Origin of the sequence: Streptomyces sp. NPDC102462 (assembly GCF_044765425.1) — a bacterium.
In the GTDB taxonomy this organism is placed as follows: domain Bacteria; phylum Actinomycetota; class Actinomycetes; order Streptomycetales; family Streptomycetaceae; genus Streptomyces.
Window position 1 is genome coordinate 172257 of record NZ_JBIWKB010000005.1, and the last position, 15095, is coordinate 187351.

At 71.3% G+C, this 15095-nt stretch carries 12 protein-coding genes and 1 tRNA gene; 10 read left to right on the forward strand and 3 right to left on the reverse strand.

Annotated elements, in window-relative coordinates:
* Window positions 1–132 precede the first annotated feature (132 nt).
* Genes ACIRFL_RS06770 through ACIRFL_RS06780 form a run of 3 tightly spaced genes read left to right on the forward strand, consistent with a single transcriptional unit; the run spans window position 133 to window position 3350 of the window.
* Window positions 133–1884, forward strand: a complete 1752-nt coding sequence (locus ACIRFL_RS06770; protein WP_404024685.1) for a TerD family protein — start codon at window positions 133–135, stop codon at window positions 1882–1884.
* Between the two features lie 11 nt (window positions 1885–1895).
* On the forward strand, window positions 1896–2576 hold the full coding sequence (locus ACIRFL_RS06775; RefSeq protein ID WP_404024688.1) for an AIM24 family protein: 681 nt from the start codon (window positions 1896–1898) through the stop codon (window positions 2574–2576).
* An 18-nt stretch (window positions 2577–2594) separates the two neighbouring features.
* Window positions 2595–3350, forward strand: coding sequence for an AIM24 family protein (locus tag ACIRFL_RS06780; RefSeq protein ID WP_404024690.1), 756 nt, complete (start codon window positions 2595–2597; stop codon window positions 3348–3350).
* Window positions 3351–3445: 95 nt separating this feature from the next.
* On the opposite strand, the gene ACIRFL_RS06785 is transcribed toward ACIRFL_RS06780, so the two are convergent.
* Entirely contained in the window at window positions 3446–3967 is a 522-nt protein-coding gene (locus tag ACIRFL_RS06785; protein ID WP_404024693.1) for an NUDIX hydrolase, read from the reverse strand.
* On the reverse strand, window positions 3964–5424 hold the full coding sequence (locus tag ACIRFL_RS06790) for a zinc-dependent metalloprotease (protein ID WP_404024696.1): 1461 nt from the start codon (window positions 5422–5424) through the stop codon (window positions 3964–3966). Before ACIRFL_RS06790 ends, ACIRFL_RS06785 begins: the two co-directional genes overlap by 4 nt.
* 192 nt (window positions 5425–5616) lie before the next feature.
* On the opposite strand from ACIRFL_RS06790, the gene ACIRFL_RS06795 reads away from it, so the two are divergent.
* The 4 genes from ACIRFL_RS06795 (at window position 5617) to ACIRFL_RS06810 (ending at window position 8734) form a co-directional block, all read left to right on the forward strand.
* On the forward strand, window positions 5617–6729 hold the full coding sequence (locus tag ACIRFL_RS06795; RefSeq protein WP_404024699.1) for an SDR family oxidoreductase: 1113 nt from the start codon (window positions 5617–5619) through the stop codon (window positions 6727–6729).
* A gap of 93 nt (window positions 6730–6822) precedes the next feature.
* Complete coding sequence (locus ACIRFL_RS06800; protein ID WP_404024702.1) at window positions 6823–7281, forward strand: molybdenum cofactor biosynthesis protein MoaE; 459 nt, start codon at window positions 6823–6825, stop codon at window positions 7279–7281.
* A gap of 131 nt (window positions 7282–7412) precedes the next feature.
* Window positions 7413–7577, forward strand: a complete 165-nt coding sequence (locus tag ACIRFL_RS06805; protein WP_404024704.1) for a hypothetical protein — start codon at window positions 7413–7415, stop codon at window positions 7575–7577.
* Window positions 7578–7636: 59 nt separating this feature from the next.
* Window positions 7637–8734 carry a PDZ domain-containing protein gene (locus ACIRFL_RS06810; protein ID WP_404024707.1) on the forward strand — a complete coding sequence of 366 codons (1098 nt, stop codon included), beginning with the start codon at window positions 7637–7639 and terminating at the stop codon, window positions 8732–8734.
* A 473-nt stretch (window positions 8735–9207) separates the two neighbouring features.
* Here ACIRFL_RS06810 and ACIRFL_RS06815 read toward each other — a convergent pair whose 3' ends face one another.
* The gene (locus tag ACIRFL_RS06815) at window positions 9208–9750 is read right to left on the reverse strand and encodes a PPA1309 family protein (protein ID WP_404024709.1); all 543 of its coding nucleotides are present in this window, start codon (window positions 9748–9750) and stop codon (window positions 9208–9210) included.
* Window positions 9751–9925: 175 nt separating this feature from the next.
* Here ACIRFL_RS06815 and ACIRFL_RS06820 point away from each other — a divergent pair, with 175 nt between their 5' ends.
* The 3 genes from ACIRFL_RS06820 to ACIRFL_RS06830 all read left to right on the forward strand — a co-directional run bounded on the left by ACIRFL_RS06820 (window position 9926) and on the right by ACIRFL_RS06830 (window position 15081).
* Entirely contained in the window at window positions 9926–12895 is a 2970-nt protein-coding gene (locus tag ACIRFL_RS06820) for a UPF0182 family protein (protein ID WP_404024712.1), read from the forward strand.
* Window positions 12896–12935: 40 nt separating this feature from the next.
* A tRNA-Met gene (locus tag ACIRFL_RS06825) sits at window positions 12936–13009 on the forward strand.
* Between the two features lie 215 nt (window positions 13010–13224).
* Window positions 13225–15081: a tetratricopeptide repeat protein gene (locus ACIRFL_RS06830; RefSeq protein WP_404024715.1), complete on the forward strand. Its 1857-nt coding sequence runs from the start codon at window positions 13225–13227 to the stop codon at window positions 15079–15081.
* Window positions 15082–15095: the final 14 nt, after the last annotated feature.

The following is a 15095-nucleotide window of genomic DNA, read 5'->3' on the forward strand; positions in this document are numbered from 1 at the left end:
TCCCCGGGCGCAGCCTCCCGCGCCGCGGAGGACGGTTGTGTACCGGGTCTGTACCGGCTTCGTCCGATGTCGGGGTTTGCCGCTAGCCTGACGCGACGCACTCATATTCGGGATGGGGGACGGTCGTTACGCATGGCCAGGGAATTCCAACGGGGCCACAAGGCCAGGATCAGTGACCTCACCGCGGGCACGGACCTGTACGTAGGCGTGCAGATCTCGGGACCGGGGCTGACCTTCGACATCAGCTGCTTCGGGCTCGACGCCGACGAACGTCTCTCGGACGACCGGTACTTCGTCTTCTTCAACCAGCCGAAGTCCCCCGAGGAGTCCATCCAGTTGCTGGGTGCACAGGCCGGCGACACGGAGTCCTTCCGGGTCACGCTGGACCGGATCCCGCCGCGGATCCAGAAGCTGTCGTTCACGGCGACCATCGACGGCGCCGGGCAGATGTCCCAGATACAGCCCGGCTACCTCCGCATCGTCGCGGGCGGCGAGGAGGTGGCCCGGTACTCGTTCACCGGCGCGGAGTTCTCCACCGAACGGGCCGTGATGCTGGGCGACTTCTATCTGAAGGACGTCTGGCGCTTCGCGGCGGTCGGCCAGGGCTTCGACGGCGGCCTCGAAGCGCTGCTGAAGAACTTCGGCGGCGAGGTGGCGGAGGAGGCGCCCGAGGCCCCCGCGCAGCAGCCGCAGTCCGCCGCCGCTCCGGGCTTCGCCCCGCCGGCCCAGGCGGCCGCGCCGCCCGCGTTCGCCCCGCCCGCCCCGGCACCCGCGTCCGCACCAGCCCCTGCCCCCGCTCCTCCCGCCCCCGCGCCGGCTCCCGCCCCGCAGGGCTTCACGCCCCCGCCCGGCGCCACACCGCCCGCGCCCCCCGCCCCGGCCCCGGCGCCCAACGTGCACGCCGCGCCTACCGTCATCGCCCCCCTGGGCACGCCCCCCGGCGGCACGGTGCCGCCCCCGCCCCCGGCCCCCGCGCCCTACCCCCAGCCGCAGCCGTACGGCGGTCAGCCCGGCGCCCCGAGTGCCCCGCTGCCTCCCGGCTACGGCCAGCCCCCGGCACCCCAGGCCCCGGCACCGCCCCCCGGCTACGGACAGCCGGTCCCGCCCCCCGGCTACGGACAGCCGGTCCCGCCCCCCGGCTACGGCCAGCAGCCGCCGCTCGGCCAGCCCCCCGGCCAGCCGCCCGCCGGCTACGGCGTGCCGCAGGGTGCGCCCCAGGGCGGCGCCGGCGTGACCGCGGCGCTGCAGCAGTTCAAGGAGACGCCCACCGGGCAGCGCTGGACCCAGCAGAACAGCAAGCTCATCCGGGTCGACCTCGGCATCGGCGGCCAGCCCGTGCTGGCCCGGCAGGGCAGCATGGTGCTCTACCAGGGCAAGGTCGACTTCAGCTACAAGGGCGCGGGCGTGATGGGCCGGATCGTGGGTAACGCCACCGGCCAGGAGATGCAGCTGATGCGCTGCACCGGCCAGGGCCAGGTGTTCCTCGCGGAGGAGGCCACGCAGCTGCACCCCGTGGAACTCCAGGGCGACGCGATCTGCGTCTCCTCCGAGAACGTCCTCGCCTTCGACGAGAGCCTTCAGTACGAGGTCCGCCGCATCGAGGGACACGGCATTCCCGGCGGCGCCCTGTTCACGATGCAGTTCCAGGGCACCGGAACCGTCGTCGTCAAGACGCACGGCACGCCCGTCGTCCTGCCCGTCACACCCACCACGTTCGCCGACTGCAACGCGGTCGTCGCCTGGTCGGCCGCCTCCCAGGTGATCGTCTCCAGCCAGGTCCGCATGCGCCGCAACGCCTACCCGGGCGACACCGGCGAGAGCGTCAACCTGCAGTTCCGGGGCGCACCCGGCAACTTCATCGTCGTCCAGCCGTACGAGGTCTGAGGGAGCCCGTCATGAACCAGCCGCTCACGGGCTACGCCCCCGCACCGGTCACCGCCCGCATGGAGAACCACGGCGACCACATGCTGAAGGTCGCCATGCAGACCGGGAACGACCTCCTCGCGCGCGTGGGGTCCATGGTCGCCTACGAAGGCTTCGTCCAGTACGAGCCCAACCCGCCGGCCGTCCGCCAGATCGCCCGCGACTGGGTCACCGGTGAGGGCGCCCCCCTGATGAAGTGCTCCGGCGACGGCCTGCTCTACCTCGCCGACTACGGTGCGAACGTCGTCGTGATCAACCTCAACGGCGACGGCATCTCCGTCAACGCCACCAATCTGCTCGCCTTCGACGCCCAGCTGACCTGGGGCGTGGAGCGGGTCAAGGGGCTCGCGAAGTTCGCCGGACAGGGCCTGTGGAACACCAGGATCTCCGGGCAGGGCTGGGTCGCCCTGACCTCGCGGGGCAAGCCGATCGTCGTCGACTGCGGCGGCGGCGAGGACGAGACGTACGTCGACCCGGACGCGCTCGTCGCGTGGTCCCCGAACCTCAAGGTGAAGGGCAAGCGCAGCTTCAAGGCGCAGTCGCTGATCGGCCGCGGCAGCGGCGAGGCCTACCAGATGGCCTTCTCCGGTCAGGGCATCGTCGTCGTCCAGCCCAGCGAGGACAGCACCGACCGCCTCCGGGTGCGGGGCTGAGGGGGAGTCAGAGTCACCATGCAGAGCCCGCTTTTCGCCCACAACGACCAGCAGACCCAGGAGCGCTGGAGCCTGCAGAACAAGCAGATGCTCCGCGTCACCCTCGGGGGACACGACGACATCCTCGCCCGCAAGGGCACCATGGTCGCCTACCAGGGGCTCGTCGAGTTCGACGCCGAGTACCAGAGCGGCGGCCAGGCACGCACGCGTGCGTACACGGGGGAGGGCCTGGACCTGATGCGCTGCCACGGGCAGGGCACGGTCTACTTCGCCAACCTCGCCCAGTACGTCCATGTGGTGGACGTCGAGCAGGAGGGCCTGACCGTCGACAGCGGCTATGTGCTCGCCCTGGACTCCTCGCTGCACCACGAGGTCATCGCCGTGGACAGCCAGTACGGCATCTCGGGGTCCGGGAAGTACCAGCTCAACATCAGCGGACACGGCAAGGTCGCCCTGATGACCTCGGGCATGCCGCTGATGATGCAGGTCACCCCCGACCGGTACGTCAACTGCGACGCCGACGCGATCGTCGCCTGGTCCACGGGCCTGCGCGTCCAGATGCAGGCGCAGACGCACTCCTCCGGCGTGTGGCGGCGCCGCGGCAACACCGGCGAGGGCTGGGAGCTGAGCTTCATGGGCACCGGTTACGCGCTCGTCCAGCCGAGCGAACTGCTGCCGCCGCAGAACGCCGCGATCGGCCAGGGCATCGCCGCGCAGTACGGCATGGGGCAGCACGGCGCGCGGGGCCAGAACCAGGGCAACGTCTGGAGCTGAGCCGCGGCGAGCACGGCGCACGGGGCGGCGACCACCCTCGGGCGGTCGCCCTCACCCGCCACTCGCCCCGGTGCACGCCTCGACGACGTCAGGTCTCAGAGCCTGGCACGCGTCGCCTCCAGCAGCCGTACCACCGACCCGTCCGCCACCCGCGGCACCTCGTCGTAGGCGAACCAGCGCAGGTCCAGTGACTCGTCGCTGATCTCCTGCACCGCTCCGGGAGGTGCCAGGACCGCGTACTGCACGTCGAAGTGCCAGTGGCACGGGGCCGGGATCCGATGGCGGTCCAGGCGCACCGGGCCGCCCGGGAGCAGCGTCAGCCCCGCCACGCCCGACTCCTCCGTGGCCTCGCGCATGGCCGCGGCCCGCATGGACGCATCCTGCGGTTCGCAGTGGCCGCCCGTCTGCAACCACATGCGCAGCTTCTTGTGCAGGGTGAGCAGCACCCGCCCCCGTGCCGGGTCGACGATCAGGGCGCTCGCCGTGAGGTGCCCGGCCTCGCAGCCCTTCCCCATGCCGTCCGGATGCGCGGCGAGATGGTCCAGATACGCCTGGCGCAGCTCTTCCTGGCCCTCGTACCCCTTCAGGACGAGGACCGCGTCGTCGTACAGGCTCACTCGGTGCCGTCGTCCTCGGAGGGGTCGCCCTCGGCGTCGCCGCGCGCGTCGCCCTTCTTCAGGTTCGGCTTCTCTCCGGTGCCGCCGGCCGCCTCGCCGAGCATCTTGTCCAGCTCGGAGAAGTCCAGCTGCTCGCGGTGCACAAAGCCGTCCGGGTCGTCCAGGTCGGTGGCCGTCGGCAGCATGTCCGGGTGGGCCCACAGGGCGTCCCGGCCGTCGACACCGCGCGCGTCCGTGAGGGAGGCCCACAGCCGCGAGGCGTCGCGCAGCCGGCGGGGCCGCAGTTCCAGGCCGATCAGCGTCGCGAAGGTCTGCTCGGCGGGACCGCCCGAGGCACGGCGGCGGCGCAGCGTCTCACGCAGGGCGTCGGCGGACGAAAGACGCGGCTTCGCGGCTGCGTGGACCACCGCGTCCACCCAGCCCTCGACGAGCGCGAGGGCCGTCTCCAGACGCGCCAGGGCGGCCTTCTGCTCGGGCGTGTCCTCCGGCTGGAACATGCCCTGCTGGAGGGCGTCCTGCAACTGCTCCGGGTTCTGCGGGTCGAACTGGCCGACGACATCCTCCAGCTTGGCCGTGTCGACCTTGATCCCGCGCGCGTAGCCGTCGACGGCGCCGAACAGGTGCGAGCGCAGCCACGGCACATGCGCGAACAGGCGCTGGTGGGCCGCCTCACGCAGGGCGAGGTAGAGCCGGACCTCGTCCCTGGGAACGCCCAGGTCCTTGCCGAACGCCTCGACGTTCAACGGCAGCAGCGCGGCCTTGCCGGCCGGACCGAGCGGCAGACCGATGTCGGTGGAACCGACCACCTCGCCCGCGAGCACGCCGACGGCCTGCCCGATCTGCGTGCCGAACATGGCGCCGCCCATCGAGCGCATCATGCCGATCAGCGGGCCCGCCATGGCCTGCATCTCCTCCGGCAGGACGTCGCCCATGGCCGCGCCGACCCGCTCGGCGACCGGGTCGACCAGTTCCTTCCAGGCCGGAAGGGTGGCCTCGACCCACTCCGCGCGGCTCCACGCCACCGCGGAGCCCGCTCCGGACGGCAGGGACGTCGCGTCGTCCAGCCACAGGTCGGCCAGGCGCACGGCCTCCTGGACCGCGGAACGCTCGGCGGGGCCGACGCTCGCGTCCTTGACGCCGTCCGGGGTGCCCTGGGAGACCGTCTGGCGGGCGATCTGCTTGGCCATGTCCCAGTTCACCGGGCCGCCCTCGTAGGAGAGCATCTGGCCCAGCTGCTGGAAGGCGGCGCCCAGGTCGGTGGGGTTCAGCGAACCGAACATGGCAGCGAGCGGATTGTCGGCGCCGGGGCCGCCAAAGCCTCCGGCTCCGGACAGCCCGAAACCGAACGGGTTGGCCGGTCCCTGCCCACCACCGCTCTCCTGGTCCTTCTTCTTGCCCTCGTCGCCGTTCTCCGGCTCCTCCGGCGGAAGGCCGAATCCGAATGGGGTGTCACTCACGGGGTTCCTCGGCTGGTTAGGCCGCCGGTTCTCTCCGGCGGCGCGGCTGCCCGACAACACCACCCAGCGTAGACACCAAGACGCGATCGGGCCTCGGTGCTTCGCCGACTCTCGGCCTGCGGCAGGATGGATGCCACCTGGTTCGTACGCCTCCGACGCGTATGTACTGAAGACAACCGCTGGAGACGCCTGGTGAGTTCCCCAGATCCGCAGGTTCGCGCAGCGCGAAACCACGCAACCCCTCCCGCCGTGCGCGGGCCCGTCGTCGCGGTCACGGGCGCCGCGACCGGGGTCGGCGCGCTGCTGACCTCGCGGCTCGCCGCGTCCGAGGAGGTCAAGCGGGTCATCGCGATCGACGAGCGGCGCGGCGACTGCGCGGAGGCCCAGTGGCACATCCTCGACGTACGGGATCCGGCCATCGCCGAGCGGCTGCGCGGCGCCGACGTGGTCGTCCACCTCGCGCTCGACCTGGACCTGGAGACCGACGCGGTGGCCCGGACGGCGTACAACGTGCGCGGCACGCAGACCGTGCTGACCGCGGCGGCGGCGGCTGGCGTGCACCGGGTCGTGCTGTGCACCTCATCGATGGTGTACGGGGCGCTGCCGGACAACGAACTGCCCCTGTCGGAGGACGCGGAGCTGCGGGCGACCGCCGAGGCGACCGGGGTGGGCGATCTGCTGGAGATCGAGCGGCTGGCCCGGCGTGCGCCGCGGGCGCATCCCGGCCTCAATGTCACCGTAGTGCGGCCCGCCGTCCTGGTCGGCGGCACCGATACCGCGCTGATCAGGTACTTCGAGTCGCCGCGGCTGCTCGTGGTGGCCGGCTCGCGGCCCGCCTGGCAGTTCTGCCACGTCGAGGACCTGTGCGGCGCCCTGGAGTACGCCGTCCTGGAGAAGGTCGACGGGGAACTGGCCGTGGGCTGCGACGGCTGGCTGGAGCAGGAGGAGGTCGAGGAGCTGAGCGGGATCCGGCGGATGGAACTGCCGTCGGCGGTCGCCCTGGGGGCGGCGGCCCGGCTGCACCGGATCGGGCTCACCCCGTCTCCCGCCGGTGACCTGGCCTACACGATGTACCCCTGGGTGGTCAGCGGGAGCAGGCTGCACGACGCCGGGTGGCGGCCGCAGTGGACCAATGAGGAGGTCCTGGCGGAGCTGCTGGACGAGGTCTCCGGGCGGCACACCGTGGCCGGACGGCGGCTCGGCCGCAAGGACGCGACCGCGGCGGGGGCCGCGGGGGCGACGGTCGCCCTGCTGGGCGCGGCGGCCGTGGTACGGCGGGCGCGGAAGGCGCGGCGGCGGATCTGACACGGTCCCGGCCCCCTGGCGGCGGCCCGGGAGGGGCCCGCAGGAGGCCCAGGCCTGTTCCCGGATCTCCGTGCGGTGCGGCACCATGGCTGCATGGCACCCAGCAACGATCACCCCGGCGAGCAGGCGGCTCAGGACCCCATCAAGCTGATCGGCGTCCGCCGGACCGCGCTCTCGGTGGACGAGGTGTTCCAGGCCGTGGGCGACGCCGCGGCGGGCGGCATCGCGCTGTTCGCCGGAACCGTGCGCAACCACGACGGGGGCGCGGACGTCGACCGGCTCGGGTACTCGTGCCACCCCAGCGCCGAGGCCGAGATGCGCCGGATCGCCGAGAAGGTCGTCGCGCAGTACCCGGTGCGGGCGCTGGCCGCCGTTCACCGGGTCGGGGATCTCGGCGTCGGGGATCTCGCCGTCGTGGTCGCGGTCGCCTGCCCGCACCGGGCGGAGGCCTTCGAGGCCTGCCGGAAGCTGATCGACGACCTGAAGCACGAGGTGCCCATCTGGAAGCACCAGACCTTCTCCGACGGCACCGAGGAGTGGGTGGGGGCGTAACCCCGCAGGGCGGCGTGCGCCCGACCGCCGTTCCGGTTGCGTAACCGCACCCCTGGCCTGAGCGTTGTCAGTGCGAACGGTTAATCTGCTGATCAGTCAGTTGCGGACGCTCATGGGGTTGGGAGGTCGGCATGGCGGCGCTCGCCTGGTTGCTGATTCCGCTTATCGCCGCGATAGGCGCAAGTCTGTGGGGCAGTTGGGCCAACCGGACGAGGAAGGTCCGCGGCGACGGCCCCGAGCTGGACGGCTACGCCCGGTTCTGCGCGGCGATGGAGAAGCCGCACTCCGGCCGGTGACGATCCGGTCGGGGGCGCCCTGACGGTGCTCCGACAGACTCGTCCCGTAGTGTCGAACCATGCCACGCCGCACCGCGACGATGCTCGCCTCCACCCTGATGCTGATCGCATTCCTGTGCGCGGGTGTACTGCTGCCCGTCCCGTACTCGGAGATGTCCCCGGGGCCGACGGTGAACACCCTCGGGGAGCACGACGGCGAGCCGGTGCTGCATATCTCCGGTCACAAAACGTTCCCGACGACCGGACACCTCAACATGACCACCGTCCGGGTCACCAGCGCCGACTACAAGATGAACCTGGTCGAGGCCGTCTACGGGTGGCTCGCGCACGACGACAAGGTCGTGCCGCACGACACGCTCTACCCGGACGGCAAGACCGAGGAGCAGTCCACCCAGGAGAACGCCGAGGAGTTCAGCCAGTCCCAGGAGAGCGCCAAGGTCGCCGCCCTGAAGGAACTGGACATCCCGGTGAAGTCCTGGGTGATCGTCTCCACCGTCGTCAAGGACTCACCGGCCGAGGGACGGCTGCACGCCGGTGACGTCATCAAGGCCGTCGACGGCACGCCCGTGAAGCAGCCCTCCGACGTCGCCGAGCTGGTGACCAAGCACAAGCCCGGCCAGGACGTCGTCTTCAGGATCATCCCGGCCAAGGAGCAGGCCGCCGCGGAGAAGGAGAACCGGACGCCGACCCTCACCCAGGACGTGACGATCACCACGGCGACGTCCGAGGACAGCGGGGCCAAGCGGGCCATCGTGGGGATCTCCGCCGGCACCGACCACACCTTCCCGTTCTCCATCGACATCAAGCTCGCCGACGTCGGCGGGCCCAGCGCCGGTCTGATGTTCGCGCTCGGCATCTACGACAAGCTCACCCCGGGCAGTCTCACCGGCGGCAAGTTCGTCGCCGGTACCGGCACGATCGACGACAACGGCAAGGTCGGGCCGATCGGCGGCATCGAGATGAAGACCGTCGGCGCGCGCGACAAGGGCGCCCAGTACTTCCTGACGCCCGCCGACAACTGCGCCGCCGCGGCCAAGGACACCCCGAGCGGGCTGACCCTCGTCAAGGTCAAGACCATCAAGGACGCCCTGGGCGCCCTCGACGACATCCGCAGCGGAGACACGGCCGCCCTGCCGAAGTGCACGACCAAGAGCTGACCGACCTCCGCCGCGGAGGCCTCCGGCGGAACAGCGGCGGACGCGCCCGACCGGGCAGGAGACCGCAGGACTGCCCCACGCGCAGGGGACCCGGGGCGCCGTCGCCGCCCGCTCCTTCCGGAGCCGGGGAAGGCCCCGCGGGTCGGGTTGCGACCGCGGCGCGGCGAGCGGCCGAGGCACCCATGGAGCCCCACCGTCCGGTCCCCTGAGGCCCGGCCGCGAGGCGTACAGGGACCGGGCGGGCCGGTGACCCGCGAGGGGCTTGGGCCGAGCGGGGAGCGCGTCGGGTGCGGTCTGTCGGGTTCGGCCGAGCCGGGGCTCGGTGGGTGCGTCCGCGGCGGCCGCCGGTGTGCGGGAGTCCGTAAGGTCGTCAGCTTGCGCAGGACCGCGGGAGGCAGCAGGCGCCGTCGTGGTGGACCTGTCCGGCGAGCCGACGAGCGGCCCGCGGGCAGGGAGCGGACGTGTGGGGAGGGTCAGTCTTCGAAGGTGGCCGTCAGGGCGTCCGCCAGTCCCCGTACCAGATCGGGGCCGGTGAGCACTTCGGTCGGCGTGTCCTTCTCACGCAGCCGCAGTGCCGACTCCCGGGCGCCGTCGCGCAGCACCGCGACCGTCATCCGGACCTCCTGACGCTCGGGATGGTCCGCCACCCACTTGGTCAGCTTCGCCCCGTCCAGCCCCTGCGGCACCTGTGCCTCGGCGGACGGCGGCAGCATCAGACGCTCCACCGTGAGCGCACAGCCGGCCACGGCGTCCGGCCAGGCGATGGTGCCGAGGAATTCGTCGAGCGGCCTGCTCGCGGGGATCTCGTCCTGCTCGATCGGGGTGAGGCCGGCGGGCCCCGGCTCGTCCGGCAGGCCGAGCTGGGCCGCGAGCGCGGGTTCCTCGGCCCGCAGCCGCGCGGTGTCGACGAGGGCGAAGAGGCGAGCGGGCTGGTCCCAGCCGAGGCCGGAGGCGTACTCGTCGATCTCTAGCACGGCCCGGGTGAGCGGGTTCGCTGCCATGGGAGTGTTGGACATGGTCACAATCCTGCCTCGTTCCTGGCCGGAATCGGGAACCGAGTAAACGGTGAGTAAGTTGCATAGGTGTGGGCCCGTGAACAGCGGGCCCACCGGACGGTCCACGAACCCGGGGGCCTGACGCAACGACAGCGAACCAACACCGAACTTCGAGGTACGCACCTTGGCTTTCCAGATGCCGGACCGAGGCGGAGGCCCGACGGGGCCACGGATCAGAGCGGGCCGCCCGTCCCGGCGCGTCCGGACCCTGCTCATGACACTGGGCGTCCTTGCCGTCCTCGGCATGGCGTTCACCATGTTCGCGGGCTTCTGGACGGACTGGCTGTGGTACCGGTCGGTGCACTACTCGTCCGTGTTCACGACCACCCTGTGGACCAAGATCGGGCTGTTCGCCGTCTTCGGACTGCTGATGGCGCTCGCGGTCGGCTTCAACATCTGGCTCGCACACCGGCTGCGGCCCCCGCTCAGCGCCATGTCCATGGAGCAGCAGAGCCTCGACCGCTACCGCATGGGCATCGCGCCCTTCAAGAGGTGGCTGCTGCTCGGCATCACCGCCCTGGTCGGTCTGATCGCCGGCGCCTCCGCGGCCAGCCAGTGGCGCACCTGGCTGATGTGGGTCAACGGCGTGCCCTTCCACGAGAAGGACCCGCAGTTCCACCTCGACGTCTCCTTCTACGCCTTCGATCTGCCCTGGTACCGCTTCCTGCTGGGCTTCGGCTTCGCCGCCACGATCCTGTCCGTGATCGCCGCCGTGCTCACCCACTACCTGTACGGCGGGCTGCGCGTGACCAGCCCGGGCGCGCGGGCCACCGCGGCGGCCACCGGGCACCTGTCGGTGCTGATCGGCGTCTTCGTCGCCCTGAAGGCGGTCGCGTACTGGCTCGACCGTTACGGACTGGCCGTGAAGTCCAGCGACTTCAAGGCCACCGGCAACTGGACGGGCCTCAGGTACGTCGACGCGAACGCCTATCTGCCGGCGAAGACGATCCTGTTCTGCATCGCGGTCATCTGCGCGCTGCTGTTCTTCGCCACGCTGTGGCGGCGCACCTGGCAGTTGCCCGTCATCGGCTTCGGCCTGATGGTGCTGTCGGCGATCCTCATCGGCGGTCTGTACCCGGCGATCGTCCAGAAGTTCCAGGTCCAGCCCAACGAGCAGGCCAAGGAAGCCCCGTACGTCCAGAAGAACCTCAAGGCGACCCGCCAGGCGTACGGCATCGACGACACCAAGGTCACCGAGTACGAGGGCAAGAGCACCACCACGGACAAGACGCAGCTGCGGGACGACGTCAACTCCGCCGCGAGCATCCGCATCATGGACCCGAACATCGTCTCGCCGACGTTCCAGCAGCTCCAGCAGATGCGGAACTACTACGCGTTCCCGACCAACCTGGATGTCGACCGGTACTCCAAGGACGGCAAGGACCAGGACACCGTCATCGGTCTGCGCGAGCTGAACCTGGACGGCATTCCGAAGAACAACTGGATCAACGACCACTTCCGTTACACCCACGGGTACGGAGCGGTCGCCGGCAAGGGCACCGAGGCGGACTCCGAGGGGCGCCCGGTGTTCACCGAGTACAACCTGCCGTCCAAGGGCGATCTCGGCACCTACGAGCAGCGGATCTACTACGGCGAGAAGACCACCACGTACTCGATCGTCGGCGGTCCCCAGAAGGAGATCGACTACTCCGACGACAACGGCGAGAAGACCACCAGCTACCGGGGCAAGAGTGGGGTCAGCCTCGCCAATCCGATCAACCGTGCCGCGTACGCGGTGGCGTTCAACGAGCCACAGATCCTCTACTCCGGCGCGATCGGCGACGGTTCGCGGATCCTGTACAACCGCACGCCCAAGGAGCGCGTCGAGGCGGTGGCCCCCTGGCTGACGATCGACGGCGACGCCTACCCGGCGGTGGTCAAGGGCCGTATCCAGTGGGTCGTCGACGCCTACACGACGACGAACGGCTACCCGTACTCCTCGCGCACGACCCTCGGTGACACGACGGCCGACTCGCTGACCGCGACCAACAACTCGCGCGCGGTGGTCGCCCAGCAGAACCAGGTCAACTACATCCGCAACTCGGTGAAGGCGACCGTCGACGCGTACACCGGCGAGGTCAAGCTCTACGAGTGGGACACGAAGGACCCGGTCCTGAAGACCTGGATGAAGGCGTTCCCCGGAACAGTTCACCCCAAGTCGGACATCTCGGGCGACCTGATGGCGCATCTGCGCTACCCGCAGGACCTGTTCAAGGTGCAGCGGGAACTGCTCACCCGCTACCACGTGACGGACGCGCAGACGTTCCTGACCGGCAGCGAGGTGTGGCAGGTGCCGGACGACCCGACCAACAAGTCGGGCAACGCGGTGCCGCCGTACTACCTGAGCATGCGGATGCCCGACCAGACGGCGCAGTCGTTCTCGTTGTCGACGACCTTCACGCCCAACGGCCGGGACAACCTCAGTGCGTTCATGTCGGTCGACGCCGAGGCGGGCACCAGCGACTACGGCAAGATCAGAATTCTGAAACTGCCGACGAGCACGACGGTCGACGGGCCCAAACAGGTGCAGAGCCAGTTCAACTCGGAACAGGAGATCGCCTCGGCGATCAAGCTGCTTGAGGGCGGCAGTTCCCAGGTCGAGTACGGCAACCTGCTGACCGTGCCGCTCGACGGCGGCCTGATGTACGTGGAGCCGGTCTACGTACGCGGTGGTGGACTCAAGTACCCGCTGCTGCGGAAGGTACTGGTGACCTACGAGGGCAGAACCGCCTTCGAGGACACCCTCGACGATGCTCTGGACGTGGTGTTCGGGGCGAAGGCCTCGACTCCTCCGCCGTCGGACACCGACAACGGCGCCGGTACCGGCACCGAGAACCCGCCGCCGGCGTCCGGTGATCCCACCGTCCAGCAGGCGCTGAAGGACGCGCAGAAGGCCTTCGACGCCGGCCAGGAGGCGCTGAAGAACAACGACTGGGCGGCCTACGGCAAGGCGCAGAAGGACCTCCAGGACGCGCTGAAGCAGGCCGAGGATGCGCAGGCCAAGGCCAACAGCGCGAGCGGCGGCAAGAACGGCGACGGCAAGGGCGGCGGCAGTCCGAGCCCGAGCGGCAGCCCCAGTCCGGGTGATGGCCAGAGCAGCGGTTGATCAAGACCACCCCGTGCCGTGGTACGGTTGCTGAACACGGCGCGGGGTGGAGCAGCTCGGTAGCTCGCTGGGCTCATAACCCAGAGGTCGCAGGTTCAAATCCTGTCCCCGCTACTGAAGTCGAAGGCCCGGATCCTCAAGGATCCGGGCCTTCGACGTGTGCGTACGCGCGACGAACGCATGTGCCGATGTGCGCGGTCGCCGCGCCCTCGTGGGGACTTGGGGGATGTGTGTTTGACTTGTCTCTCTGTGGGCATGTCGACAAAACGCTGAAGTGACCTCATGGGCTGCGGTATACCGGGTGTACCCGGGTTGCGGGTGGTGCGACGATGGACGTTATGGGGGACAAGGCAAGTCTGTTGGAGACAGGGCGTTTTGCGCAGCCTGCCGACTTTGGGCAGGCTGCTGACCTTGTGCACCCCGCCGACCTTGTGCAGCCCACCGACCGTGACGAGGCCGGCGAGGCCGTCGAGGCCGTCGAGGAGGCGCGCCGCCGGCTCGCCGCGGAGGCGGGTGACGTCGAGGCGATGAGCGTCCTCGGAGCCATGCTGCTGCGCCGCGGTGACCTCGACGGCGCCGAACCCCAGTTGCGTGCCGCCACCGCCGCGGGTGACCGAGCCGCCGCCAACAACCTCGGGGTCCTGCTGCACCAGCGCGGATACCCCGACGAGGCCGCCGGATGGTGGCGGATCGCCGCCGTCGCCGGATCGCCCGCCGCCGCGCACGCGCTCGGCCGCCACCACCGCGAACGCGGCGACGAACCCGCGGCCGAGTACTGGCTGCGCCAGTCCGCCGAACAGGGCCATGCGCTGGGCGCCTACGCGCTCGCCGATCTGCTGGAACACCGCGGCGTGGACGGCGCCGAGCGATGGCTGCGGGCCGCCGCCGAGCGCGGGCACCGCGAGGCGGCGTACCGGCTGGCGCGGATGCTGGACCGCGCCGCGGGCGCCGACGCTGACAACGGTGCCGGGGCTTCCGGCCCGGACGGGGCCGAGCAGTGGTACCGGCAGGCCGCCGCGCGCGGGCACCGCCGGGCCGCGCTCCAGCTCGGGGCCATCCTGGAGAAGCGGGGCGAACTGAAGGAGGCCGGGCGCTGGTACCTGACCTCCGCCAAGGACGGCGAGGCGCGGGCCGCCTGCGCGCTCGGATTCCTGCTGCGGGACGCCGGGGACACCGAGAGTGCGGCCGTGTGGTGGCTGCGGGCCGCGCAGGACGGCGACGGCAACGCGGCGAACGCGCTGGGCGCGCTGTACGCCGAGCGCGGCCAGCCGCAGACCGCCGAGCGGTGGTACCGGGCGGCGCTGGACGCCGGCGACGACAACGGCGCGTACAACCTGGGGCTGCTCTGCGCCGAGCAGGGGCGGACCGGGCAGGCCGAGCAGTGGTACCGGCGGGCCGCGTACGCCGGACACCGGGAGGCGGCCAACGCGCTGGCGATCCTGCTGCTGCAGAGCGGCGACCCGGCCGGGGCGGAGCCGTGGTTCTCCAAGGCGGCCGAGGCGGGCAGCGTGGACGCGGCGTTCAACCTGGGGATCCTGTACGCCGGGCGGGGCGAGGAGCGGGTGGCGCTGCGCTGCTACGAGCGGGCGGCGGCGGCCGGGCACACGGAGGCGGCACTGCAGGTCGGGATCGCCCGGCTGCGGGAAGGGGACGAACAGCAGGCGGAGCGGCACCTGCGGTGCGCGGCCGGGGCCGGCAGCGCGGAGGCGGCGTACCGGCTGGCCACCCTGCTCGACGCGCGGCGGCCCCCGCGGCCCGCGCACGAGCTGGGGGAGACGGTGCACGAGAAGACCGAGTGCGAGGAGTGGTACGAGCGGGCGGCCGGCCAGGGGCACCGGCGCGCGCAGGTGCGGGTCGGGATGATGGCCGCGGCGCGGGGCGATGTCGTCGAGGCGGCGCGGTGGTACCGGGCGGCGGCCGAGGCCGGGTCCCGGAACGGGGCGTTCAACCTGGGGCTGCTGCTGGCCCGCGAGGGGAGCGAGCCGGAGGCCGCGGTGTGGTGGACGCGGGCCGCGGATGCGGGGCACGGCCGTGCGGCCCTGCGGCTGGCCCTCGTCTACGCCCGCCGCGGGGAGCTGGCGGAGGGGCAGCGGTGGGCCGACCGTGCGGTGACGCTGGGGCCTGCGGAGGTCAGCGAACGCGCGGAGCGGCTGAGTGATGCGCTCCGCGACGAGCTTACTGCGTAGCTTTGGCCGGGGGC

Coding starts and splice junctions, on each gene's coding strand:
- ACIRFL_RS06810 (WP_404024707.1), top strand. CDS start 7,637: ATGCCACGCCGCACCGCGACGATGCTCGCCTCCACCCTGATGCTGATC.
- ACIRFL_RS06805 (WP_404024704.1), top strand. CDS start 7,413: ATGGCGGCGCTCGCCTGGTTGCTGATTCCGCTTATCGCCGCGATAGGC.
- ACIRFL_RS06800 (WP_404024702.1), top strand. CDS start 6,823: ATGGCACCCAGCAACGATCACCCCGGCGAGCAGGCGGCTCAGGACCCC.
- ACIRFL_RS06775 (WP_404024688.1), top strand. CDS start 1,896: ATGAACCAGCCGCTCACGGGCTACGCCCCCGCACCGGTCACCGCCCGC.
- ACIRFL_RS06780 (WP_404024690.1), top strand. CDS start 2,595: ATGCAGAGCCCGCTTTTCGCCCACAACGACCAGCAGACCCAGGAGCGC.
- ACIRFL_RS06830 (WP_404024715.1), top strand. CDS start 13,225: ATGGACGTTATGGGGGACAAGGCAAGTCTGTTGGAGACAGGGCGTTTT.
- ACIRFL_RS06820 (WP_404024712.1), top strand. CDS start 9,926: ATGCCGGACCGAGGCGGAGGCCCGACGGGGCCACGGATCAGAGCGGGC.
- ACIRFL_RS06815 (WP_404024709.1), bottom strand. CDS start 9,750: ATGTCCAACACTCCCATGGCAGCGAACCCGCTCACCCGGGCCGTGCTA.
- ACIRFL_RS06770 (WP_404024685.1), top strand. CDS start 133: ATGGCCAGGGAATTCCAACGGGGCCACAAGGCCAGGATCAGTGACCTC.